Source organism: Pseudomonas sp. NY5710 (assembly GCF_013305665.1).
Lineage (GTDB): Bacteria > Pseudomonadota > Gammaproteobacteria > Pseudomonadales > Pseudomonadaceae > Aquipseudomonas > Aquipseudomonas juntendi.
On record NZ_CP045554.1, the window covers coordinates 5,279,325 to 5,302,215 of the forward strand.

A 22,891-nucleotide genomic window follows, 5' to 3' on the forward strand; every position below is an offset into this window, starting at 1 on the left:
TTGATCAGTGCAGCGATGGCTTGGGCGCGGGTGCGGAAGGCTTGGCCAGCTCGGAGAACAGCAGCAGCGGCGCAACGCGCAGGTACTCCATGACTTCCATGTAGTCGCTCTCGCCATCTTCGGATTCTTCGAGGGCTTCCTGCACTTGGGAAATGGCCACCAGGTCCTGCAGCACTTCCTTGGCCTCGTCGGACAAGTCCTTGCCGCCGGCGTTCAGGCCGAAGCCGGTGATGAAGCCCTGGCACCACTGCCCCAGCGCGGTGGCGCGGTCGGTCAGCGCGGCATCGTCGGAAGGCAGCAGCAGAACGATGGCCATGTCGTCGCTGGTGAGCTCGCCCTTAACCATTTCCTGCAGGCCAACCAGGGCGTTGCGCACGGTGTCACCGGGCTCGGTTTCCAGCAGTTGGGCCGCGTCGGCCAGCCAGCCGTCGGCATCGAAGCCGGCACCGGCGCAGCTGCGGCCAATCAGCAGGCCGTGCAGTTCGGCCGGGGTGACAGGGTGGCCATTGCTGGACAGCAGCATGGCGAAAGCGATGTAGGGCGATTGGGTATTGGGCATGGGCAGCTAGGCGCCAGACGGCGCAAATGACTAGAATGAGGCCTTGTATCCTAGCACCGGCAGGCGCGCCAAGACCATCGGCACTGGCCGTCGCCACCCAGGGAGAGGCATCATCGCCAGGTGACCGAACGACGGAGCGAATCGAGTGCAACCCACGCAAGAGAACGACCTGCAGGCACTGATGAGCCGTTTCGAGCTGCTGATCGAACGTGTCGAGCAACTAAAACGGCAAAATGCACTCCTAGTAGCTCAGGAAAAGTCCTGGCGCGAAGAGCGCGCCCACCTCATCGAAAAAAACGAGATAGCCAAGCGCAAGGTCGAGTCGATGATTTTACGCCTCAAGGCTCTGGAGCAAGACTCATGAGTTCAAGCAATAGCGTCACCGTGCAGATCCTCGACAAGGACTACTCGATCATCTGCCCGCCGGAAGAGCGCAACAACCTGGTTAGCGCAGCCCGCTACCTGGACAGCAAGATGCGCGAGATCCGCAGCAGCGGCAAGGTGATCGGCGCCGACCGCATTGCCGTCATGGCCGCGTTGAACATCACCCACGAGATGCTGCACCGCCAGGAAGACCGCAGCGCAGCGCCGGTCAGCGGCACCAACCGCGAACAGGTGCGCGACCTGCTGGATCGGGTGGACAAGGCTTTGTCCGACGACACGGATACCAAAATCGGCTGAGATTGGTATACTGGCGCCACTCCCTGGGGGATGCGCCAGTCGGTTATGTCCCTGAGCCGATACGCACAACCACGGGGGTTGCACGCTGGGGCCGGTGTGCATGTCCGCCCGACGGAAAGCCTTAACGCCCCCTGCAATCTCCACCTTGAACTTTCGGGTTCAAGGGCTACACCGATAGCGGTCTTATCGGGGAGCCTGAATTCCTTGCCCGCCCCCTGTGGCGGGCAATTCGTTTGTGCCGCGTCTGGCGGCCAGCACGCCTGGGATCGCCTGTGCCATGACCGACACCGCGCCGCTTACCCGCCCTCAGCTTCGCCGTTTGCTGCGCAATGCCCGCCGCGCCCTCACCCCCGCCCAGCAGCGCCAGGCGGCCCTTGGGCTGTATCGGCAATTGGCCCAGCACCCCCTGTTCCGCCGCGCCAGGCACATTGCCCTGTACCTGCCCAACGACGGCGAAATAGACCCGCGCCTGTTATTGCGTGAAGCCCAGCGCCGCGGCAAGCGCACCTACCTGCCGGTGCTGCATGCCTGGCCGCGCACGCGCATGGTGTTCCAGCGTTTCGAGCCAGGGGAAAAACTGCGACCCAACCGTTTCCGTATCCCTGAACCGGTTATCGAGCGCAAACGCCAACGGCCCATCTGGGCACTGGACCTGATTCTGTTGCCGCTGGTCGGCTTTGATGAGGTGGGCGGGCGCCTGGGCATGGGCGGCGGCTTCTATGACCGCAGCCTGGCCTACCAGGGGCGCCGGCAAAGCTGGAAAAAACCATTACTGCTGGGCTTGGCGCATGAGTGCCAGAAGGTCGAGCGGCTGGCGCAGGCCAGTTGGGACGTACCGTTGCAGGGCACGGTCTCGGACCGTGGCTGGTACCTGGCGCCGCGGTAACCGGCGCCAGCAGGGGGCATCAACGTTGCGGTTGGCTGGCGTCTGCCGACGTTTCGTAGGCGTTGTCCAGCTTGCGCTCCCATAACCCTTGCGCATAACCGGTAGTGACCACACCCAGGCCAAAAATGAACACCAGGACCCACAGCAGATCCGGTTTTTTACGTTGATACATGGAAGATTGCCCCCCAAGGCAAACTGTTCAGGCTCGGCGGCTTTCTGAGTGTCGCCGGAGCATCGCGCATTAAACGGGGCGCATTTTCCGACAACCTGCGTCTGCAAGCAAACCTTGACGCCAACCGGCTGTCGGTTTCGTGCACCAGGTTATTTCAAACCTTTTCAGGAGCGACACGCATGGCCTACTGGCTGATGAAATCCGAACCCGACGAACTCTCCATCGAAGCGCTGGGGCGCCTGGGTGAAGCGCGCTGGGACGGCGTGCGCAATTACCAGGCGCGTAATTTCCTGCGGGCCATGAGCGAGGGTGACAGGTTCTTTTTCTATCATTCCAGCTGCCCACAACCTGGCATTGCCGGTATTGGCGAAATCATTCGTGCGGCTTACCCCGACCCGACTGCCCTGGACCCGCAAAGCCCTTACCATGATGCCAAGGCCACAGCCGAGAAGAACCCGTGGAGCGCGGTGGATGTGGCACATGTGCAAACCCTGCCACGGGTGCTGGAGCTGGGCCAGCTGAAGCAGCAGGCCGGCCTGGCCGAACTGCCGCTGGTGCAGAAGGGCAGCCGCCTGTCGGTCATGCCGGTAACCGACGAGCAATGGGCGGTGATTGTCGCATTGCGCTGAAACCGCGCGCCAGCGGCGCCGTTTACTGCACGATCAGGTTATTGAACAGCAGGTCCTCAACGATCGGCTTGCCCTCTTCGGCTTCCATCACCTGCTGCACCTGTTTCAGCGCCTCCTGGCGCAGGTGCTCCTTGGCCTCGACATTGCTCATGCTGTCGACAGACTGTTGGGTGAACAGCGCCACCAGCTGGTTACGGATCAGCGGCTCGTGGTGCTGAACGGCCTTGGCGGCCTCATCACCGGTCACACGCAGGGCCACATCGGCCTTGTACACCCGCAGGCGGGGGCCGCCATCAAGGGCATAGTTGCCGACAAAAGGCGGGCTCAGGGTGATGTAGGCAACCTTGGGGGCACCCTCCTTGGCTTCTTCGGCCATGGCCGCAGTTGGCAGCAACAGCGCCAGTACCATCAAGATCCACGCTTTCACGAATTCGCTCCTCATTCCAATTGGCGCCAGCTTACCCAGCACTGCGCGCAAACCCAAGCCCAGGCTCACGCCGCCGCTTATGCCTGCCCATCAGGGCGGGCCATGCTCGTTGACCCGGTACACCGCCCTCCTACACTTATCGGCCACGACCCGCAAAGGAATAGCCCCAATGAAAGCTGTGTTGTGCAAAACCCTTGGCCCGGCGGGCAACCTGGTGCTGGAAGAAGTCGCCAGCCCACTGCCGAAGAACAACGAAATCCTGCTGGACGTGCAGGCTGCCGGGGTCAACTTTCCTGACACGCTGATCATCGAAGGCAAGTACCAGTTTCAGCCACCGCTGCCGTTCTCCCCCGGTGGTGAGGCGGCCGGTGTGGTAGCCGCGGTCGGGGAAAAGGCCGGCGCCTTCAAGGTCGGTGACCGGGTCATGGCGCTGACCGGCTGGGGGGCGTTTGCCGAGCAGGTGGCAGTGCCGTTCTACAACGTGCTGCCGATCCCGGCGAGCATGGACTTCACCACGGCAGCGGCGTTTGGGATGACCTATGGCACCTCGATGCATGCCCTGCGCCAGCGTGGCCAATTGCAAGCGGGTGAGACCTTGTTGGTGCTGGGCGCGTCCGGTGGCGTCGGCCTGGCAGCGGTGGAGATCGCCAAGGCCATGGGGGCACGGGTAATCGCGGCCGCCAGCAGTGCCGACAAACTGGCAGTGGCCAAGGCAGCCGGGGCAGATGAACTGATCGACTACAGCCAGGCCAGCCTGCGCGAGGAAATCAAGCGCCTGACCAACGGCCAGGGGGTGGACGTGATCTACGACCCGGTCGGTGGCGAGCTGTTCGAGCAGGCGGTACGCGGGCTGGCCTGGAATGGCCGGTTGCTGGTGGTGGGGTTCGCCAGTGGCACCATTCCACAGCTGGCAGCCAACCTGGTGCTGCTTAAAGGCGCGGCGGTGCTTGGGGTGTTCTGGGGTGCGTTTGCCCAGCGCCAGCCGCAGGACAATGCGGCCAACTTCCAGCAGCTGTTTGCCTGGCATGCCCAAGGCAAGTTGAAGCCGCTGGTGTCGCAGACTTATCCACTGGCCAAGGCCGGGGCTGCCATTGAGAAACTGGGGCAGCGGCAGGCTGTGGGTAAGTTGGTGGTGCTGGCCAGGTAAGGCTTTAGATCTTCATCTGCCGTTCCGGCCTTTTCGCGGGCGCGCCCGCTCCCACAGGTTCAAAAAGTATGGATTCCTGTAGGAGCGGGCGTGCCCGCGAAGAGGCCGGCACAGGCTGATCAAACCTCGCGCGGGTTATGGCAACGGCGGAACCGCGCCTCCAGGTTGCGATCAGGCATCTGGTGGCTGCGCAGGGCCTGCAAGGTCTGTTCGACATAGTCGCGGGTGGTGCCGTAGCGCCCTTTGGCGCTGGCCAGGATATGGCTGAGCAAGGTATCCGGCAGATCACCGGCATAGCAGGGTAAATGCCGCTCCAGCACAAAGCCCAGCGCCTGCACCTTGGTGCCATCGCCCAGCCGGCAGTTGAGCCAATGCGGCCGATAGGCCGGGTAAGGCATCTCACGTTGCCACAGGGCCATGAGCGAGTCGTCCAGGTTGCTTTCATCCAGCCGGTAGGCAAAGCCACTGCAGGACCCGCCACGGTCCAGGCCGAATACCAGCCCGGGGGTTTCCGGGGTGCCGCGATGCTCATGCGACCACAAGTAGAGCCCCCGGTGATAACCATGTACGCGTGCGCGCTGGCGCTCCACCGAATTGCACTCGGGGCGCCAGATCAACGAGCAATAGGCAAACAGCCACACCGGCCCACCCGGGTGCCGAGACATGGTGGTCTTCATGGAGTTGAACAACTGTTCGTGCGTATGTTGCTGACCAAAGTCGAGTGTCGGTGGATATGAAACTTTCCACGACATGCTTTCAAGTGCCGACATAAGCTGCCGCCAGGTTTCCTGTGAACTACGGATGTAGCGAAATTCTATGAGGTTAAGCGCCAAGGCCTCTATACCAAGGCGCTTGCACTAACCATAGGTCAGAACCGCAGGAATACTCAAGCCCTCGTAGCCAGGTTTCATGCGCGCAGCCGACGACTGGAAATGATTGTTTCAACAACAGGGAAAGTTATTAATCAAGGCGGTAACAGTTACCGCCTTATAACCTGACTTGCCAACTTGGGTTATTAGCCACGCGGGGCATAGGCAAATACATCGGCACGCATACGGTGCGCATCCATGCCGGCTTCGACCAGGGCGTCGAGTGTGGCGTAGATCATGTTTGGCGAGCCACTGGCATACACATGCACAGTATTGAGGTCGGCAATGTCCTCGCAAACGGCTTCATGCAACATGCCGCACCGCCCTTCCCAGCCGCACAGATCGCTGACCACCTGGTGCAGGTACAGGTTGGGCAGGCGCTGCCATTCGTCCCAATGCTCGATCTGGTAAAAATCTTCAGGCCGACGCACCCCCCAGTACAGGTGCACCGGGTACTGGAAACCCTTGGCGCGGCAATGCTCGACCAGGCTGTGCATCTGGCCCATGCCGGTGCCGGCGGCAATCAATACCAACGGGCCCTCGGGCAACTCGGCCAGGTGGGTGTCGCCAAACGGCATTTCGATACGCGCCAGGCCGTCGCGCCTAAGCTGCTCGATCAGTTGCTGGGCACTGGGCTCGCGCGCCAGTACGTGCAGCTCCAGTTCACGCCCGCCGTGCGGCGCAGACGCCAGCGAGAAGGCCGCCTGCTTGCCGCCCTCACGCTCGATCATCAGGTACTGCCCGGCGTGGTAACGCGGGGGTTTGCCCGCCGGTGCACGCAAGCGCACCCGCCACACGTCGCCACCGACGTCAACGCATTCACTCACGCTGCACGCCAGCTTGCGCACAGGCAACTCGCCCAGGGCGAGCACACCGTCCCAGAGCAACACGCAGTCCTCCAGCGGTTCGGCAATGCAGGTGAACAACTCGCCATGGTCGCGGATTTCGCCGTCCTGACGTACCCGACCCTCGACCAACAACGCGGCGCAGACATGGCAATTGCCATTGCGGCAGCTGTTCGGGCAGTCATAGCCCAGCCGCCGCGCTCCATCCAGGATCCGTTCCCCGGGTTCGAGCGCCAGCACCGCCCCGGACGGCTGCAACGTTACCTGCATCAATCTATTCCCAACTGATCCCACAGCTCATCGATACGCCGGGTGACGGCTTCGTCCTTGACGATGACCCGCCCCCATTCGCGTGTAGTCTCGCCTGGCCACTTGTGCGTGGCATCCAGGCCCATCTTCGACCCCAGCCCCGACACCGGCGACGCGAAGTCCAGGTAGTCGATCGGGGTGTTGTCGATCATCACCGTATCACGCTTGGGGTCCATGCGTGTGGTGATTGCCCAGATCACATCGTTCCAGTCCCGGGCGTTGATATCGTCATCGGTGACAATAACGAACTTGGTGTACATGAACTGTCGCAGGAACGACCATACACCCAACATCACGCGCTTCGCATGGCCGGGGTACTGCTTTTTCATGGTCACCACCGCCATGCGGTACGAGCAACCTTCCGGCGGCAGGTAGAAGTCGGTGATCTCTGGGAACTGCTTCTGCAGGATGGGCACGAACACTTCGTTCAGCGCCACACCGAGAATGGCCGGCTCATCAGGCGGGCGACCGGTGTAGGTGCTGTGGTAGATCGGCTTGAGCCGGTGGGTGATGCGCTCGACGGTGAACACCGGGAAGCTATCCACTTCGTTGTAGTAGCCGGTATGGTCACCATACGGGCCCTCGGGGGCCATTTCGCCAGGGTGAATCACGCCTTCCAGGATGATTTCGGCGGTGGCCGGCACCTGCAGGTTACTGCCACGGCACTTCACCAGTTCGGTGCGGTTGCCGCGCAGCAGGCCGGCAAAGGCATATTCGGAGAGGGTGTCCGGTACCGGCGTCACGGCGCCCAGGATGGTTGCCGGGTCTGCGCCCAGGGCGACCGCAACCGGGAAAGGCTGGCCCGGGTTCTTCTCGCACCATTCGCGATAGTCGAGCGCACCGCCCCGGTGGCTAAGCCAACGCATGATGACCTTGTTGCGGCCGATCACCTGCTGCCGGTAGATACCCAGGTTCTGGCGGTCCTTGTTCGGCCCGCGGGTCACGGTAAGGCCCCAGGTGATCAGCGGCGCCACGTCGCCAGGCCAACAGTGCTGGATAGGCAGCGCGCCGAGGTCGACATCGTCACCCTCGACCAGCACTTCCTGGCAGACCGCGTCCTTGACCACTTTCGGCGCCATCGACACGACTTTCTTGAAGATCGGCAGCTTCGACCAGGCGTCCTTCAGGCCCTTCGGCGGCTCGGGTTCCTTGAGAAACGCCAGCAATTTGCCGATTTCCCGCAGTTCATCGACCGACTCGGCGCCCATGCCCATGGCCACGCGCTGTGGGGTGCCAAACAGGTTGCCGAGCACCGGGATGTCGAAGCCTGTGGGGTTTTCGAACAGTAACGCCGGGCCTTTGGCACGCAGGGTGCGGTCGCAGACCTCGGTCATTTCCAGGACGGGGGAGATCGGAACCTGGATGCGCTTGAGCTCGCCGCGCTGTTCCAGGCCACGGATGAAGTCGCGCAAGTCGCGATACTGCATGCGGGAGCCTCGTATTGGCCGTATCGGTCGGGGGTGCAGAGTGTAGCGCCGTTCGGGATTTGTTTGGGGGCAAAAATGCAGTGGGGCCGCTTCGCGCCCCTTCGCGGGCACGCCCGCTGCCACAGGTTCAGTGTGATCCTTGTGGGAGCGGGCGTGCCCGCGAAGGGGCGCGAAGCAGCCCCAATCCGTTCCGGTCTGGGAACGCTTACTTGCGCTTCATCGACAGGAAGAACTCGTCGTTGGTCTTGGTCTGCTTGAGCTTGTCGACCAGGAACTCGATGGCGGCGATTTCATCCATCGGGTGCAGCAGCTTGCGCAGGATCCACATGCGCTGCAATTCGTCGTCGGCGGTCAGCAGCTCTTCGCGGCGGGTACCGGAGCGGTTGATGTTGATGGCCGGGAACACGCGCTTCTCGGCGATGCGGCGGTCCAGCGGCAGCTCCATGTTGCCGGTGCCCTTGAACTCTTCGTAGATCACTTCGTCCATCTTCGAGCCGGTTTCGACCAGCGCGGTGGCGATAATGGTCAGCGAACCGCCTTCCTCGATGTTACGTGCCGCACCGAAGAAGCGCTTCGGCTTTTCCAGGGCGTGGGCGTCGACACCACCGGTCAGTACCTTGCCAGAGCTCGGGATCACGGTGTTGTAGGCACGCGCCAGGCGGGTGATGGAGTCCAGCAGGATCACCACGTCTTTCTTGTGCTCGACCAGGCGCTTGGCCTTCTCGATCACCATTTCGGCAACCTGCACGTGGCGCGCTGGCGGCTCGTCGAAGGTAGAGGCAACCACTTCGCCGCGCACGGTACGCTGCATTTCGGTCACTTCTTCCGGGCGCTCGTCGATCAGCAGGACGATCAGGTGGCACTCGGGGTTGTTACGGGTGATGTTCGCCGCGATGTTCTGCAGCATGATCGTCTTGCCCGCTTTCGGCGGAGCAACGATCAGGCCGCGCTGGCCCTTGCCGATCGGTGCGCACAGGTCGATGACGCGGCCGGTCAAGTCCTCGGTGGAACCGTTGCCGGCTTCCATCTTCAGGCGCTTGTTCGGAAACAGCGGCGTCAGGTTTTCGAACAGGATCTTGTTCTTGGCGTTTTCCGGGCGGTCGAAGTTGATGGTGTCGACCTTCAGCAGCGCGAAGTAACGCTCCCCTTCTTTCGGTGGGCGGATCTTGCCGACGATGGTGTCGCCGGTGCGCAGGTTGAAACGGCGGATCTGGCTGGGCGAGACGTAGATATCGTCAGGGCCGGCCAGGTAGGACGCATCAGCCGAACGCAGAAAACCGAAACCATCCTGGAGAATCTCCAGCACGCCATCACCGGAGATCTCTTCGCCGCTTTTCGCGTGCTTTTTCAGCAGGGCGAAAATCACGTCCTGTTTGCGCGAACGGGCCATGTTTTCGATGCCCATCTGTTCGGCCATTTCCAAAAGATCGGTAATCGGCTTTTGCTTGAGTTCAGTCAGGTTCATAAGGGGAATGACGTAATCATGTAAGAAGGGAGAATTAAGCTTTGGCTTAATGAAGCCGCGCCGCTAGATGGCGACAGGATCGCGTACTGATTCGAATTGGGGATGCTTCGGCGACGGCATGTAGAGGGCACTGGAGAAGCAGTGCGAGGCCGAATGTAACACTTGCTTTTTTCTGCGTCTAGTGCTCTGAAAAAGAAAAGCCCCGCATTCGCGGGGCCTTTTCATATCACAGGTGGGCGTCGAGGAACGCGGCCAGCTGGGATTTGGACAGTGCGCCCACCTTGGTGGCTTCGACGTTGCCGTTCTTGAACAGCATCAGCGTCGGGATGCCACGCACGCCATGTTTGGCCGGGGTTTCCTGGTTATCGTCGATGTTCAGCTTGGCGACGGTCAGCTTGCCCTCGTAGGTGGAGGCGATGTCGTCCAGTACTGGCGCGATCATCTTGCACGGGCCGCACCATTCAGCCCAGTAGTCGACCAGCACCGGGCCTTGAGCCTGCAAGACTTCGGCTTCGAAGGTGGCATCGGTGACATGTTTGATCAGATCGCTGCTCATGGATATCTCCAGGGTCGTAAGCAAAAAAACGTGGCCCATGATAGCCGCACCCACGCTCGACAGGAAGCTGCGGTCGATTGAGTGTAACTATAGTTGGGCAAGACGCCACGAATCGAAACTGTCATCTGCGTGTCATAGCATCGAATGGCACATTGCCTTGCATCAAGGCCTGGCGTGGCACGCGTTGGCGACAGCCTGCTATCGTGGCACGATTGCCGGGTTAACGACCGAGAACACACAGCATGCCGCACAACATCGCGAAGAACCTGTCTCTGATCGCCGCCATCGACCTTGGCTCCAACAGTTTCCACATGGTCGTGGCCAAGGCCCACCATACCGAAATCCGCATCCTCGAGCGGCTCGGCGAGAAGGTTCAGCTTGCCGCCGGCATCGACGAAGAGCGCAAGCTCAGTGAAGAGGCGATGGAGCGGGGCCTGGACTGCCTCAAGCGCTTTTCCCAACTGATCCACGGCATGCCGGCTGGCTCGGTGCGCATCGTCGGTACCAATGCCCTGCGCGAAGCGCGCAACCGCAACGAATTCATCCAGCGTGCCGAAGCCATCCTCGGGCACCCGGTCGAGGTCATCTCCGGTCGCGAAGAGGCGCGCCTGATCTACCTGGGTGTGTCCCACACCTTGGCCGACACGCCCGGCAAACGCCTGGTCGCCGACATCGGCGGCGGCAGCACCGAGTTCATCATTGGCCAGCGCTTCGAGCCGCTGCTGCGCGAAAGCCTGCAAATGGGTTGTGTCAGCTTCACCCAGCGCTACTTCCGCGACGGCAAGATCACCCCGGCCCGCTACGCCCAGGCCTACACCGCCGCGCGCCTGGAGCTGATGAGCATCGAAAACGCCCTGCACCGCCTGACCTGGGACGAGGCCATCGGCTCGTCCGGAACCATCCGTGCCATCGCTGCCGCCATCAAGGACGGCGGCCTGGGCAACGGCGAGGTCAACGCCGAGGGCCTGGCCTGGGTCAAGCGCAAGCTGTTCAAGCTGGGCGACGTCGACAAGATCGACTTCGAAGGCATCAAGCCGGACCGCCGTACCATCTTCCCCGCCGGCCTGGCGATCCTGGAAGCCATCTTCGATGCCCTGGAACTGCAGCGCATGGACCATTGCGACGGCGCGCTGCGCGAAGGCGTGCTGTTCGACCTGCTGGGCCGCCACCACCATGAAGATGTGCGCGAACGCACCCTGAACTCACTGATGGAGCGTTACCACGTCGACCAGGGCCAGGCAGCGCGTGTGGAGCGCAAGGCGTTGCACGCCTTCGACCAGGTCGCGGACGCCTGGGGGTTGAAGGATGGAAATTGGCGCGATCTGCTCGGCTGGGCAGCCAAAGTGCATGAAATCGGCCTGGATATCGCCCACTACCACTATCACAAGCATGGCGCCTACCTGATCGAGCACTCCGACCTGGCGGGCTTCTCGCGCGAAGACCAGCAGATGATGGCCTTGCTGGTACGGGGCCACCGCCGCAACATTCCCAAGGACAAGTTTGCCGAACTGGGCGAGGAAGGCGTGAAACTGCTGCGCCTGTGCGTGCTGCTGCGCTTCGCCATCCTGTTCCACCACATCCGTGGCAACCAGCAGATGCCGAAGGTCCAGCTCAAGGCTGCCGGTGAAAGCCTCGACATCGCTTTCCCTGGAGGCTGGCTGGAACAGAACCAGCTGACCCAGGCCGACTTCGCCAACGAGGCGGAGTGGCTGACCCGGGTCGGCTTCGTCCTCAGCGTACGTTGAGGACCGGGTTGCTCAGGCGCTCCAGCAGGGTCGCCTGAACGCTGCGCGGGTTCTGGTTGCCGGTCGGGGTGCTGCGCACGTAGCGCCCGTCGGGCTGCAAGGTCCAGGCATGGGTGTTGTCGGTCAGGTAGCCTTCCAGCTCTTTCTTCACCCGCAGCAACAGCTTCTTGCCTTCAACCGGGAAGCAGGTCTCGACACGCTTGTCGAGGTTGCGCTCCATCCAGTCGGCGCTGGACAGGTAGATCTGCTCTTCGCCGCCATTGAGGAAGTAGAACACCCGCGTGTGCTCCAGGAAGCGACCGATGATCGACCGCACCTGGATATTGTGCGAAACCCCCGGAATACCTGGGCGCAGGCAGCACATGCCACGCACCACCAGGTCGATCTTCACGCCAGACTGGCTGGCCTTGTACAGCGCCTTGATCACCTTGGCGTCGGTCAGCGAGTTGAACTTGGCGATGATGTGCGCCGGCTTGCCGTCGAGGGCAAACTGGGTTTCCCGCGCGATCATGTCGAGCATGCCCTTCTTCAGGGTAAACGGCGCGTGCAGCAGCTTTTTCATGCGCAGGGTCTTGCCCATGCCGATCAGCTGGCTGAACAGCTTGCCAACGTCCTCGGTGAGGGCGTCGTCTGAGGTCAGCAGGCTGTAGTCGGTGTACAGGCGGGCGTTACCGGCGTGGTAGTTGCCGGTACCCAGGTGCGCGTAGCGCACGATCTCGCCCTGCTCGCGGCGCAGGATCAGCATCATCTTGGCGTGGGTCTTGAAACCGACCACGCCGTAGATCACCACCGCACCCGCCGCTTGCAGGCGGCTGGCCATCTGCAGGTTGGACTCTTCGTCGAACCGCGCACGCAGTTCGATCACCGCGGTGACCTCTTTGCCGTTTCGCGCTGCATCCACCAGGGCATCGACGATTTCCGAGTTGGCCCCGGAGCGGTAAAGGGTCTGGCGCACGGCGAGCACGTGTGGGTCCTTGGCGGCCTGGCGCAGCAGGTCGATCACCGGGGTGAAGGACTCGAAGGGGTGCATCAGCAGGATGTCCTGCTTGCCGATCACGCTGAAGATGTTGTCGGCGTTCTGCAGCAGCTTGGGGATCGCCGGCGTGAACGGCGTGTATTGCAGCTCCGGGTGGCTGTCCAGGCCGGTGATGCTGAACAGGCGCGTGAGGTTGACCGGGCCATTGACCTGGTACAGCTCGCTTTCGCTGAGGCTGAACTGCTTGAGCAGGTAGTCCGACAGGTGTTTCGGGCACGTGTCGGCGACCTCCAGGCGCACGGCATCGCCGTAGCGGCGCGAGAACAGCTCGCCGCGCAAGGCGCGGGCCAGGTCGTCAACCTCTTCGGAGTCCAGTGCCAGGTCAGCGTTACGGGTCAGGCGGAACTGGTAGCAACCCTTGACCTTCATGCCCTGGAACAGGTCGTCGGCATGCGCGTGGATCATCGACGACAGGAATACATAGTTGGCACCCGGGCCCCCGACTTCCTCCGGCACGCGAATCACCCGCGGCAGCAGGCGTGGGGCAGGGATGATCGCCAGGCCCGAATCACGGCCGAAAGCGTCCACCCCTTCCAGCTCGACGATGAAGTTCAGGCTTTTGTTCACCAGCAGCGGGAACGGGTGGGTCGGGTCGAGGCCGATGGGGGTGATGATCGGGGCGATTTCGTCGCGGAAGTAGCGGCGCACCCAGGTCTTGAGCTTGGGTGTCCAGTAACGGCGGCGAATGAAGCGGATCTGGTGTTTTTCCAGCTCCGGCAACAGCACGTCGTTGAGAATGGCATATTGCCGGTCGACCTCCAGGTGCACCAGTTCGCTGATGCGCGCCAGTGCCTGGTGCGGCTGCAAGCCGTCGGCGCCGGCCAGTTCGCGGGCAAAATTGATCTGCTTTTTGAGGCCGGCCACCCGGATTTCGAAGAACTCGTCAAGGTTGCTGGAGAAGATCAGCAGGAACTTGAGCCGCTCCAGTAGCGGGTAGCTCTCGTCCAGTGCCTGCTCCAGCACACGAATATTGAACTGCAACTGCGAGAGTTCGCGATGAATATACAGGCTGCTGTCGTCCAAGCCAGGCACCACGATTGCCGGGGCCGGCGGCGGCGCAGGCGCCGGGGCGGCAGGCTCGGCCGCCTGTCCGGCTTCCGGCGCGGTGGCCGGCGGCAGGTCTGGCGGGGTCTGCAGCATCTCTTCGGGGAGCTCCTGGGCATCCTTGATCGCGACAGGGCTAAGCACTTCATTATTCATCTGACGTTCCTGAGGACGTTAACGCCCTATGATCAATTGAGCGGCAAGATAAGCGCCCATTATGACGCTTGTGTGACATGGCAGGGCAAGCCATGACGCGTGGCCTATGGCAATGTGGTGTAGGAATTGTTCACGTGGAGACACATTTGGACACTTTCCCGAATGCCCGCGAAGGGGTAGGCTGCGCGTTCATTTCGCCAGCACCTCAGAAAATGCTTCAACAATTCCTGCAGGATTTCGGCTACTTTGCCCTTTTTCTAGGCACCTTCTTTGAAGGCGAGACCATCCTGGTGCTTGCAGGATTCCTTGCATTCCGCGGTTACATGGACATCAACCTGGTGTGCCTGGTGGCGTTCTTCGGCAGCTATGCCGGCGACCAGTTGTGGTATTTCATGGGCCGGCGCCACGGCCGCAAGATTCTGGCCCGCAAGCCGCGCTGGCAGGCGATGGGCGACCGGGCGCTGGCCCACATTCGCCGCCATCCCGACATCTGGGTACTGAGTTTCCGCTTCGTCTACGGCCTGCGCACGGTCATGCCCGTGGCCATTGGCCTGTCGGGTTATCCGCCACGCCGCTACCTGCTGCTCAACGGCATTGGCGCGGCGATCTGGGCCATTGCCCTGGGTGCGGCGGCCTATCACTTCGGCGCCATCCTCGAAGGCCTGCTGGGCAACGTCAAGCGGTACGAGCTATGGGTGTTGGCCGCCCTGCTGGGGCTGGGCGTCCTGCTGTGGCTGCGCCGTCGCTTCCGTGCCCTGCGCGCAGAGCGCAAGGCCGCTGCCCAGGCGGCGGGCGAACAGCGCGACCAGCAGTGACCCCGAGGCGCCAGTGCGGCGCATCGGGTTGCACTACAGCTTGTCGGGGTTGCCGGACGAACAAGGCAGCCGCGCGCCTGTCACAAGCATGACTGGCCCTGAAAACAAACCCGGCGAGCGCCAGCTCGCGATGCGCCGCGCAGGCAGCGCTCGATCTCCCAGGCGCGACACAATACTGGAGCTTCAAAGATGACTAAAAAAGTAGCGGTGGTTCTTTCCGGCTGTGGCGTGTACGACGGCGCCGAAATTCACGAAAGCGTGATCACCCTGCTGCGCCTGGACCAGCGCGGCGCGCAAGTGCAGTGCTTCGCGCCGAACATTGCGCAGATGCATGTGATCAACCACCTGACCGGCGAGGAGATGCCCGAGTCGCGCAATGTGCTGGTGGAATCGGCGCGCATTGCCCGGGGCGAGGTCAAGGACATCCGCGAGGCCAAGGCCGAAGACTTCGATGCGCTGATCGTGCCGGGTGGCTTTGGGGCGGCGAAGAACCTCTCCAACTTCGCCGTGGAAGGCGCAAACTGCAGCGTCAACCCAGACGTACTGACCCTGGCCGAAGCCTTTGCCGCTGCCTGCAAGCCGGTTGGCCTGATCTGCATTTCGCCGGCACTGGCGGCGAAGATCTACGGGCCGGGGGTAGTCTGCACCATTGGTAGCGATGCGGATACTGCGGCGGCAGTGGTGAAGATGGGCGGCACCCATGAAGAATGCGACGTGCACGACATTGTCGAAGATACCCAACGCAAGCTGGTGACGACCCCGGCTTACATGGAGGCCAAGTCGATCAGCGAGGCGGCTGGCGGTATCTACAAGCTGGTGGACCGGGTGCTGGAGCTGACCCACGAGTAAGGCCCGCCTACGCGAGCCCAGAATCCGGCGCGATCCTTTGTAGGAGCGGCCTTGTGTCGCGAAAGGGCCGCGTTACACTTCAGGCCCGCGATAGTCGCGAAATGATCCGGTCCAGCGCATTGGCGAACGCCTGCTTGTCGCGCTCCCCATAAGCCGCCTGCCCTCCCCCGACCTGGCCCTGCTCGCGCAAATCGGTGAACAGGTTGCGCGCGGCCAGCCGATCACCCATGTTGCGCTCGTCGAACTCGCGCCCGCGCGGGTCCAGCACTGCCACGCCCTTCTTGACCAGGCGGTCGGCCAACGGCACATCGCTACAGATCACCAGCTCGCCTGGCACGGCATGCTCGACCAGATAATCGTCGGCCGCATCCATGCCACTGGGCACCACGATCAACCGCACGATCGCAAACGCAGGCTTGGCCACTGCCTGGCCCGCCACCATCACCACCTCGAACTTGCGCTTGAGGGCGAACTTGACGATCAGATCCTTGGCTGCCTTGGGGCAGGCATCGGCATCGATCCATACACGCATCGGATAATCTCTTCATCAGCCCAATGTGCTCATGATGCCTCATGCACGGCAAAAGCCGGAACCGGCCGGCGCGCTGGAAAAATGGCGCCAATATTCCAATTAGCGCTTATCCGCCCCTGTTACTCAGGCTAAACTCGCCACAGCTTCACTGGCCTGCCCGAGCGCGCAATGAACCACCCCCACGAAATCCGCCCCGACCTGGACCAAGGCATCGACCGCAAAGTCCTGGCGACACTGCGCGCGCGTTTCCTGCACCTGAACCAAGCCCGGCTGCAGCGGGCAATGGAGGGCCTGTCGACACGTCAGCAACAAGTGCTGCTGTTGTTGCCCTTGCTGTTTCACGTGAACCACCCGCTATTGCCGGGTTACGTCTCGGGCAGCACCCCCGCAGGCGTCTCGGGCTACGAGCCCGGTAGCGAGCTGGTCGCAGAAGCCCAGCGCCTGGCCCGCTCATTCACCTACAAGGCCCAGCATGGCCACCCGCCACGGCCGATTCACGGCCTGTTCCTGATGGGCAGCCTGGGGTCGCTGGCGCAGGCCGAGCACAGCGACATGGACGTGTGGGTATGCCACGCCCCCGGCTTGCCCGAGCCGCTGCTCGAAGAGCTGCGCCGCAAGTGCCAACTGCTGGAAACCTGGGCGGCCAGCCTGGGCACGGAGGCACACTTTTTCCTGATCGACACCCAAGGGTTTGCCCAAGGCCAGCGTGATGGTCAGCTTGGCTCAGACAATTGCGGGACTACCCAGCATTACCTGCTGCTGGACGAGTTCTACCGCACCACCGTGTGGCTGGCCGGGCGTACGCCGCTGTGGTGGCTGGTGCCGGTCTACGAAGAAGGCAATTACCAGGCCTATACCCAGACCCTGCTGGCCAAGCGCTTTATCCGCAGCCAGGATGTGCTCGACCTAGGCAACCTGGCGCACGTTCCGCCCGGCGAGTTCATTGGTGCCGGCCTGTGGCAACTGTTCAAAGGCATCGACTCACCCTACAAGTCGCTACTCAAACTGCTGCTGACCGAGGCCTACGCTAGTGAATACCCTGGCGTGCGCTGCCTGAGCCTGGACTACAAGCAGGCAGTGTTCGCCAACCAGCTGGACCTGGACGACCTGGACCCGTATGTCATGGTCTACCGGCGCATCGAACGCTACCTGCTGCAAAGGGGCGAGCCTGTACGCCTGGAACGGGTACGGCGCAGCCTGTACCTGAAAGTGAACAAGAAGCTCAGCGATCAGAACCGTAGCAATGGCTGGCAGCGCCGTTTGCTTCAGCGCCTGGCTGACGAGTGGGGGTGGGATGAGCGCCAGCTGGCGATACTGGACAGCCGCAGCCAATGGAAAGTCCAGCAGGTTGCCGTGGAGCGCCGCGAACTGGTGGCCGAGCTGAACCACAGCTATCGCTTCCTTGGCCAGTTCGCACGCACCCGGAACGCCAGCAGCCGTGCCGACCAACGCGAGCTCAACGTACTGGGCAGGCGCCTGTATGCGGCCTTCGAGCGCCGTGCCGGCAAGGTCGAGGTGATCAACCCGGGTATCGCTCCGGACCTCGCCGAAGACACCCTCACCCTGGTTCAGTTACCTAACCGCAAGGAACCAGGTAACTACCACTGGGAGCTGTACAGCGGCAACCTGAACTCTCACGACGTCGAGTACTTCAACCCGATAAAACGCTGCCGCGAGCTGCTGGAGCTGCTGGCCTGGGCCCATCGCAACGGGGTCATCGACAGCGGCACGCGCTTGGCGCTGCACCCAGGTGTCAGTGACCTGAGCGAGTTCGAGCTGGTCAACCTGCTCGGTTGCCTGCAGCAATGCATCCCCCTGCCCTTGCCGACCGTGAGTGAGGTGCGCCTTCTGCAACCCAGCGTTGCCGATGAAGTGCTGCTACTGGTCAACGTGGCCATCGACCCACTGCGCCACCACCGCGACCTCAACATCCTGATGACCACCGAGCGCACCGACTCACTGAGCTATGCCGGGGTGCGTGAGAACCTGGTGCTGACCTTGGACCAAGTCACCCTGAACAGCTGGAACGAAGTGCTGGTTCAGCGTTTTGACGGCGAACACGCGCTGGTGCGCTGCCTGCGTGACTTCCTCAACAGCCCGTTGGCGCATGGCCACCGGCCGCGGGTACGGGTGCGTTGCTTCTGCCCGAGCCGCGCACAGGCCATCAGCCAACGGGTGGAAGAGATCTTCGACACCGTGCAGCTGCTGCAGGCCCAAGGCCTACCGCACCGCTACCTGTTACAGGTCGCCCAGCACACCCATGTGCTGGAGCTGCAACCGGGGCATGTCAGCCTGAGCACCCTGGCCGACCACGATGCCCTGCTGGCCTACCTGGGCGAAGAACGCAGCGTCTACAGCCCGTTGTACCTGGACGCCAATGCCCTGCAGGACTACGACCTGCGCCTGGTCCTGGAACAGGGTCGACCGGCGTGCATCCAGGTGTTCTACCGCCTGCAGGACGAATGGGCCGAGCTGTATGTGCTGGATGAATGCAACGCGTTATGGCAACAACGCCTGCCGCTGCATGACGAGGCTCACCTGCTGTTGCCGCTGCAGCGCTTTTTGCGCTCGGTGGTGATGCGCCGCGAGGCCCGCCTGCCGCTGGATGACCTTGGGCAGGCGGCGCTGGATATCCAGTACGCGCAGCTACTGCCTGGTGGCCCGGGCAAGGCCCGCAGCATCGAACCGCGCGTGGCGCCGCAGGAGGGCAGTGACCAGCCTTACTATGAAGTGCAGGCCATCATCCAGGCCGGTGTAGGGGGTGCTGCGCATGTGACACTGTACTGCGACCAGCAGGAGTTTTCCGAGCTGGAGCATGGGCCGCAGCTGTATGCGGTAGTGGCGCGGCAGATCATCGGCCAGCGGCGCGGGGCCGTGAAGTACCGGTGCTATATCACCGACTTGGATTTGTCCGAGCTGCTGGATGACCGGCTGGGGGCAACGCAGGTTTACCTGAGCTACAAGCGGGTGCTGGAGCAGGCATTGAACGAGGGGTTGGAGCAGGTGCTGTGCCAATGACCGGGCTGCTCCAACATGGGCCGCATGGCGGCCCAGGCCTCAGAGGTCGAAATCACCCGCCGCTTCAGGCTGGTACTCGACTTCCAGCAGTTTCAGCTTGAGGGTTTTGCCCCCCGGCGCCGGCCAGTCGATCTGTTCACCCACCGATAACCCCAGCAAAGCGCAGCCAATTGGCGCCAGCACCGAAACCTTGCCTTCCGCCCCGGCATCCTTCGGGTACACCAGGGTCAGGTGGTAGTCCTTGCCGCTGGCTTCCTCACGGCAGTGCACGCGCGAGTTCATGGTCACCACGCCCGCGGGTACTTCCTCATGACCGACGACCTGTTCGGCACGGTCCAGCTCCTCATGCAGGGCGAGCACACCCGGCGTACTCTCGTCGAGGCTGTCGATCAGACGCTCCAGACGCTGTACGTCCAATCGGGTGAGGATAAGGGAAGGCTTGGTGCTCATGATCCAGTCAGACTCCTTTGAACAGGCAATTTTCAATGCACAGATAAAGCAAAACCCCGCCCAAGGGCGGGGTTTGAAAAGGCTTTGGCGTCATCGACGCAGAACCCGACACTACCACAGACGGGCAAATACTCAAGCCCCTGCGGTCAGTGTGCCTTTGCCTGCGCACGCAGGACCTGTGCCTCGCGGCAGATCTGCCGGCGCCGTTCGTCATCGGCCGAGCGCCACTCGCGAATATGCTCGACATGCCGGTGGCAACCGGTGCAGACACGCTGCTCGTCGAGCCGGCAGACGCTGATGCAGGGTGATGGCACCGCGGGGCTGACGTTGCTGTACAACGGCTTGGGTGGCCGTGGCTGTGCGCTGCTCATGTCAGATCTCGTCGAAGTCCAGCTTCTCGCCAGCCCGCTCCCAGACAATGCGCTCGAGCATTTCGCCCAGCAGCTCTTCGCTCTTTTCGCAGACCCACTTTTTACTCTCTTCGTCGTAGTCGAAGTGGAAACCACCGGAACGGTCAGCCAGCCACAATTGGCGCAGCGGCTCCTGACGGCTGAAGATCAGCTGGGCGCCGCCTTCGAACTTGACGGTGAGCACGCCAGCGGAATTCTCCATGTCCAGGTCCAGGCCGCTCTCGTCGAACAGGTCTTCCAGGGCCTGTTGGGTCGCGTCGACCAGATCGTGGAAACGCGCTTCACTCAAACTCATTGCAGGAACCTCGAAATTGGCGGCATTACAGGCAAGCCGGGGAAGATACGGGCGCAACGCGCCAGCCGCAAGCTGCTAGCTACAAGCCGTAATAAAAAGCCCAGCCTACACCCGATCGCTTTTTCTTGCCGCTTGAAGCTTGAGGCTCGCCGCGTCTGCTGCCCGCCCGGCGGACCGGCCCTCGCATAGGCAAGCCGCCGGTCGCTCGGTATACTCGGGCGCAATACTGCATTTTCTAAGGATTTCACCCATGAAGCGCCTGATTTCCTCCTTCGCGGCGCTGGTCGCTGTTGCCTGCCTCGTTTCGGCCTGCGGCCAGAAAGGCCCGCTGTATCTGCCGGACGACGGCGATAACGGTAAAGCGCACAAGTCGCACCAGCACTCGTCGAAAGCCAAGCCGACCGCGGTCCAGGAGCAGCCGCCAGCGCCCGAGTCCGAGCCCGAGCAGTCGCCTGCGCAGTAAAGGAAACCAGATGAACGCTTTCAACTACCGCGACGGAGAGCTGTTCGCGGAGGGTGTAGCCCTGTCGGCCATCGCCGAACGCCATGGCACGCCTACCTACGTGTACTCGCGCGCTCACATCGAAGCCCAGTACCGCAGCTACACCGACGCCCTGCAAGGCGCCGAGCACCTGGTGTGCTTTGCGGTCAAGGCCAACTCCAACCTCGGCGTGCTGAACGTGCTGGCACGCCTGGGTGCAGGTTTCGACATCGTCTCCGGCGGCGAGCTGGAGCGTGTGCTGGCGGCCGGTGGCCGCGCTGACCGCGTGGTGTTCTCCGGCGTGGGAAAAACCCGCGAAGACATGCGCCGCGCCCTGCAAGTGGGTGTGCACTGCTTCAACGTGGAGTCCACTGACGAGCTGGAGCGCCTGCAGGTGGTGGCCGCCGAAATGGGCAAGGTTGCCCCGGTATCGCTGCGGGTCAACCCGGACGTGGACGCCGGTACCCACCCTTACATCTCCACTGGCCTTAAAGAAAACAAGTTCGGCATCGCCATTGCCGACGCCGAAGCCATCTACGTGCGTGCGGCGCAGTTGCCGAACCTTGAAGTGGTCGGTGTCGACTGCCACATCGGCTCCCAGCTGACCACCATCGACCCGTTCCTCGACGCGCTCGACCGCCTACTGGTGCTGGTCGACCGCCTGGCCGAGTGCGGCATTCACCTGCGCCACCTGGACCTGGGCGGCGGTGTCGGGGTGCGCTACCGTGACGAAGAGCCGCCGTTGGTGGCCGACTACATCAAGGCCATCCGCGAGCGCGTTGGCGACCGCGACCTGGCCCTGGTGTTCGAGCCTGGCCGCTACATCGTGGCCAATGCCGGCGTGTTGCTGACCCGCGTGGAATACCTCAAGCACACCGAACACAAGGACTTCGCCATCATCGATGCGGCGATGAACGACCTGATCCGCCCGGCCTTGTACCAGGCCTGGATGGGCGTCAGTGCGGTCCAGCCGCGTGGCGGTGAAGGCCGTGCCTATGACCTGGTCGGGCCGATCTGCGAGACCGGCGACTTCCTCGGCAAGGACCGTGTCCTCGACCTGGCCGAAGGTGATTTGCTGGCTGTCGAGTCGGCGGGCGCCTATGGTTTTGTCATGAGCTCCAACTACAACACCCGTGGAAGATGCGCCGAAATCCTGGTCGACGGTGACCAGGCGTTCGAAGTACGCCGCCGCGAGACCATCGCCGAACTGTACGCTGGCGAAAGCCTGCTGCCGGAGTAAGCCCATGCTACTGCGTTTTACCAAGATGCATGGGCTGGGCAACGACTTCATGGTCCTGGACCTGGTCAGCCAGCACGCCCACATCCAGCCCAAGCACGCCAAGCAATGGGGTGACCGCCACACCGGCATCGGCTTCGACCAGTTGCTGATCGTCGAGGCGCCGAACAACCCGGAAGTGGACTTCCGCTACCGTATCTTCAATGCCGACGGCTCTGAAGTGGAGCAGTGCGGCAACGGTGCGCGCTGCTTCGCCCGTTTCGTGCTGGACAAGCGCCTGACCGCGAAAAAACGCATCCGCGTGGAAACCAAGAGCGGCATCATCGTGCTGGACGTGCAGAACGACGGCCAGGTGAGTGTCGACATGGGCCCGCCGCGCTTCACCCCTGCCGAAATCCCCTTCGTCGCCGACGCGCAGGCGTTGAACTACCCACTGGAAGTCGACGGCCAACTGCATTCGATTGCCGCCGTGTCCATGGGTAACCCGCATGCCGTGCTGCGTGTCGACGACGTGCGTACTGCCCCCGTGCATGAGCTGGGCCCGAAGATCGAAAACCACCCACGCTTCCCGCAGCGGGTGAATGCCGGCTTCCTCCAGGTCATCGACCGCCACCGGGCCAACCTGCGCGTGTGGGAGCGCGGTGCGGGCGAAACCCAGGCCTGCGGCACCGGCGCCTGCGCCGCCGCCGTGGCGGCGATCAGCCAGGGCTGGATGGACTCCCCGGTATCCCTCGACCTGCCAGGTGGCCGCCTGCACATCGAATGGGCCGGCCCCGGCAAGCCCGTGGTGATGACCGGCCCGGCCGTACGCGTCTACGAAGGACAGGTTCGTCTCTAAGCGAGTAACCGCC

General features: G+C 62.7%; 25 protein-coding genes and 1 other RNA gene. 13 read left to right on the plus strand and 13 right to left on the minus strand.

Annotation, left to right across the window (positions count from 1 at the left end):
• Window positions 1-4: 4 nt before the first annotated feature.
• Complete coding sequence (locus tag GEV39_RS24260; protein ID WP_009684141.1) at window positions 5-559, minus strand: YecA/YgfB family protein; 555 nt, start codon at window positions 557-559, stop codon at window positions 5-7.
• Window positions 560-740: 181 nt separating this feature from the next.
• Between GEV39_RS24260 and GEV39_RS24265 the strand changes: the two genes are divergently transcribed.
• The 4 genes from GEV39_RS24265 to GEV39_RS24280 all read left to right on the plus strand — a co-directional run bounded on the left by GEV39_RS24265 (window position 741) and on the right by GEV39_RS24280 (window position 2,126).
• On the plus strand, window positions 741-923 hold the full coding sequence (locus tag GEV39_RS24265; RefSeq protein ID WP_029886233.1) for a TIGR02449 family protein: 183 nt from the start codon (window positions 741-743) through the stop codon (window positions 921-923).
• Window positions 920-1,240: a cell division protein ZapA gene (locus GEV39_RS24270; protein WP_009684142.1), complete on the plus strand. Its 321-nt coding sequence runs from the start codon at window positions 920-922 to the stop codon at window positions 1,238-1,240. Before GEV39_RS24265 ends, GEV39_RS24270 begins: the two co-directional genes overlap by 4 nt.
• 17 nt (window positions 1,241-1,257) lie before the next feature.
• Window positions 1,258-1,437: non-coding RNA, 6S RNA (gene ssrS, locus GEV39_RS24275), on the plus strand.
• Window positions 1,438-1,517: 80 nt separating this feature from the next.
• Window positions 1,518-2,126 (plus strand): 5-formyltetrahydrofolate cyclo-ligase, encoded by a 609-nt coding sequence (locus GEV39_RS24280; RefSeq protein WP_173891509.1) that lies wholly within the window; start codon window positions 1,518-1,520, stop codon window positions 2,124-2,126.
• A 19-nt stretch (window positions 2,127-2,145) separates the two neighbouring features.
• Here the strand turns inward: GEV39_RS24280 and GEV39_RS24285 are convergent, their stop codons facing one another.
• Window positions 2,146-2,298: a hypothetical protein gene (locus GEV39_RS24285; protein ID WP_173891510.1), complete on the minus strand. Its 153-nt coding sequence runs from the start codon at window positions 2,296-2,298 to the stop codon at window positions 2,146-2,148.
• A 179-nt stretch (window positions 2,299-2,477) separates the two neighbouring features.
• On the opposite strand from GEV39_RS24285, the gene GEV39_RS24290 reads away from it, so the two are divergent.
• Window positions 2,478-2,927 carry an EVE domain-containing protein gene (locus GEV39_RS24290; RefSeq protein WP_173891511.1) on the plus strand — a complete coding sequence of 150 codons (450 nt, stop codon included), beginning with the start codon at window positions 2,478-2,480 and terminating at the stop codon, window positions 2,925-2,927.
• Between the two features lie 22 nt (window positions 2,928-2,949).
• Here GEV39_RS24290 and GEV39_RS24295 read toward each other — a convergent pair whose 3' ends face one another.
• A complete protein-coding gene (locus GEV39_RS24295) occupies window positions 2,950-3,354 on the minus strand; it encodes a flagellar basal body-associated protein FliL (RefSeq protein ID WP_173891512.1) in 405 nt (134 codons plus the stop codon).
• 169 nt (window positions 3,355-3,523) lie between these two features.
• Between GEV39_RS24295 and GEV39_RS24300 the strand changes: the two genes are divergently transcribed.
• The gene (locus tag GEV39_RS24300; protein ID WP_173891513.1) at window positions 3,524-4,501 is read left to right on the plus strand and encodes an NADPH:quinone oxidoreductase family protein; all 978 of its coding nucleotides are present in this window, start codon (window positions 3,524-3,526) and stop codon (window positions 4,499-4,501) included.
• A gap of 119 nt (window positions 4,502-4,620) precedes the next feature.
• Here GEV39_RS24300 and GEV39_RS24305 read toward each other — a convergent pair whose 3' ends face one another.
• From GEV39_RS24305 to trxA, 5 genes are all read right to left on the minus strand, one after another.
• Window positions 4,621-5,271: a gamma-glutamylcyclotransferase gene (locus tag GEV39_RS24305; protein WP_173891514.1), complete on the minus strand. Its 651-nt coding sequence runs from the start codon at window positions 5,269-5,271 to the stop codon at window positions 4,621-4,623.
• A gap of 245 nt (window positions 5,272-5,516) precedes the next feature.
• Window positions 5,517-6,485 carry a CDP-6-deoxy-delta-3,4-glucoseen reductase gene (locus GEV39_RS24310; RefSeq protein ID WP_009684149.1) on the minus strand — a complete coding sequence of 323 codons (969 nt, stop codon included), beginning with the start codon at window positions 6,483-6,485 and terminating at the stop codon, window positions 5,517-5,519.
• Window positions 6,485-7,951, minus strand: coding sequence for a 4-hydroxy-3-polyprenylbenzoate decarboxylase (gene ubiD, locus GEV39_RS24315; RefSeq protein WP_173891515.1), 1,467 nt, complete (start codon window positions 7,949-7,951; stop codon window positions 6,485-6,487). The genes GEV39_RS24310 and ubiD overlap by 1 nt, the downstream gene beginning before the upstream one ends.
• A gap of 205 nt (window positions 7,952-8,156) precedes the next feature.
• Window positions 8,157-9,416: a transcription termination factor Rho gene (gene rho, locus GEV39_RS24320; RefSeq protein ID WP_029886229.1), complete on the minus strand. Its 1,260-nt coding sequence runs from the start codon at window positions 9,414-9,416 to the stop codon at window positions 8,157-8,159.
• Window positions 9,417-9,642: 226 nt separating this feature from the next.
• Complete coding sequence (trxA, locus tag GEV39_RS24325) at window positions 9,643-9,972, minus strand: thioredoxin TrxA (protein WP_009684153.1); 330 nt, start codon at window positions 9,970-9,972, stop codon at window positions 9,643-9,645.
• A gap of 242 nt (window positions 9,973-10,214) precedes the next feature.
• On the opposite strand from trxA, the gene ppx reads away from it, so the two are divergent.
• Window positions 10,215-11,717: an exopolyphosphatase gene (gene ppx, locus GEV39_RS24330; protein ID WP_173891516.1), complete on the plus strand. Its 1,503-nt coding sequence runs from the start codon at window positions 10,215-10,217 to the stop codon at window positions 11,715-11,717.
• Here ppx and ppk1 read toward each other — a convergent pair.
• A complete protein-coding gene (gene ppk1, locus GEV39_RS24335; protein WP_173891517.1) occupies window positions 11,704-13,953 on the minus strand; it encodes a polyphosphate kinase 1 in 2,250 nt (749 codons plus the stop codon). The two genes, ppx and ppk1, sit on opposite strands and share 14 nt — an antisense overlap.
• Before the next feature lie 212 nt (window positions 13,954-14,165).
• On the opposite strand from ppk1, the gene GEV39_RS24340 reads away from it, so the two are divergent.
• On the plus strand, window positions 14,166-14,768 hold the full coding sequence (locus tag GEV39_RS24340) for a DedA family protein (protein WP_009681657.1): 603 nt from the start codon (window positions 14,166-14,168) through the stop codon (window positions 14,766-14,768).
• A 189-nt stretch (window positions 14,769-14,957) separates the two neighbouring features.
• Window positions 14,958-15,617 carry an isoprenoid biosynthesis glyoxalase ElbB gene (gene elbB / locus GEV39_RS24345; protein ID WP_173891518.1) on the plus strand — a complete coding sequence of 220 codons (660 nt, stop codon included), beginning with the start codon at window positions 14,958-14,960 and terminating at the stop codon, window positions 15,615-15,617.
• 79 nt (window positions 15,618-15,696) lie between these two features.
• Here elbB and GEV39_RS24350 read toward each other — a convergent pair whose 3' ends face one another.
• A complete protein-coding gene (locus GEV39_RS24350; RefSeq protein WP_173891519.1) occupies window positions 15,697-16,149 on the minus strand; it encodes a YaiI/YqxD family protein in 453 nt (150 codons plus the stop codon).
• Between the two features lie 168 nt (window positions 16,150-16,317).
• Between GEV39_RS24350 and GEV39_RS24355 the strand changes: the two genes are divergently transcribed.
• Window positions 16,318-19,167 (plus strand): class I adenylate cyclase, encoded by a 2,850-nt coding sequence (locus GEV39_RS24355; RefSeq protein WP_173891520.1) that lies wholly within the window; start codon window positions 16,318-16,320, stop codon window positions 19,165-19,167.
• A 39-nt stretch (window positions 19,168-19,206) separates the two neighbouring features.
• On the opposite strand, the gene rnk is transcribed toward GEV39_RS24355, so the two are convergent.
• From rnk to cyaY, 3 genes are all read right to left on the minus strand, one after another.
• Window positions 19,207-19,617, minus strand: a complete 411-nt coding sequence (gene rnk, locus GEV39_RS24360) for a nucleoside diphosphate kinase regulator (protein ID WP_173891521.1) — start codon at window positions 19,615-19,617, stop codon at window positions 19,207-19,209.
• Window positions 19,618-19,763: 146 nt separating this feature from the next.
• Window positions 19,764-19,988, minus strand: coding sequence for a DUF1289 domain-containing protein (locus GEV39_RS24365; RefSeq protein WP_009681652.1), 225 nt, complete (start codon window positions 19,986-19,988; stop codon window positions 19,764-19,766).
• A 1-nt stretch (window position 19,989) separates the two neighbouring features.
• Window positions 19,990-20,322: an iron donor protein CyaY gene (cyaY, locus tag GEV39_RS24370; RefSeq protein ID WP_016712632.1), complete on the minus strand. Its 333-nt coding sequence runs from the start codon at window positions 20,320-20,322 to the stop codon at window positions 19,990-19,992.
• 250 nt (window positions 20,323-20,572) lie between these two features.
• Here cyaY and lptM point away from each other — a divergent pair, with 250 nt between their 5' ends.
• Genes lptM through dapF form a run of 3 tightly spaced genes read left to right on the plus strand, consistent with a single transcriptional unit; the run spans window position 20,573 to window position 22,878 of the window.
• Complete coding sequence (gene lptM, locus GEV39_RS24375; protein ID WP_054911895.1) at window positions 20,573-20,785, plus strand: LPS translocon maturation chaperone LptM; 213 nt, start codon at window positions 20,573-20,575, stop codon at window positions 20,783-20,785.
• A gap of 10 nt (window positions 20,786-20,795) precedes the next feature.
• Entirely contained in the window at window positions 20,796-22,043 is a 1,248-nt protein-coding gene (gene lysA / locus GEV39_RS24380; RefSeq protein WP_173891522.1) for a diaminopimelate decarboxylase, read from the plus strand.
• Between the two features lie 4 nt (window positions 22,044-22,047).
• On the plus strand, window positions 22,048-22,878 hold the full coding sequence (gene dapF, locus GEV39_RS24385; RefSeq protein WP_009681648.1) for a diaminopimelate epimerase: 831 nt from the start codon (window positions 22,048-22,050) through the stop codon (window positions 22,876-22,878).
• The last annotated feature ends 13 nt before the right edge of the window (window positions 22,879-22,891 follow it).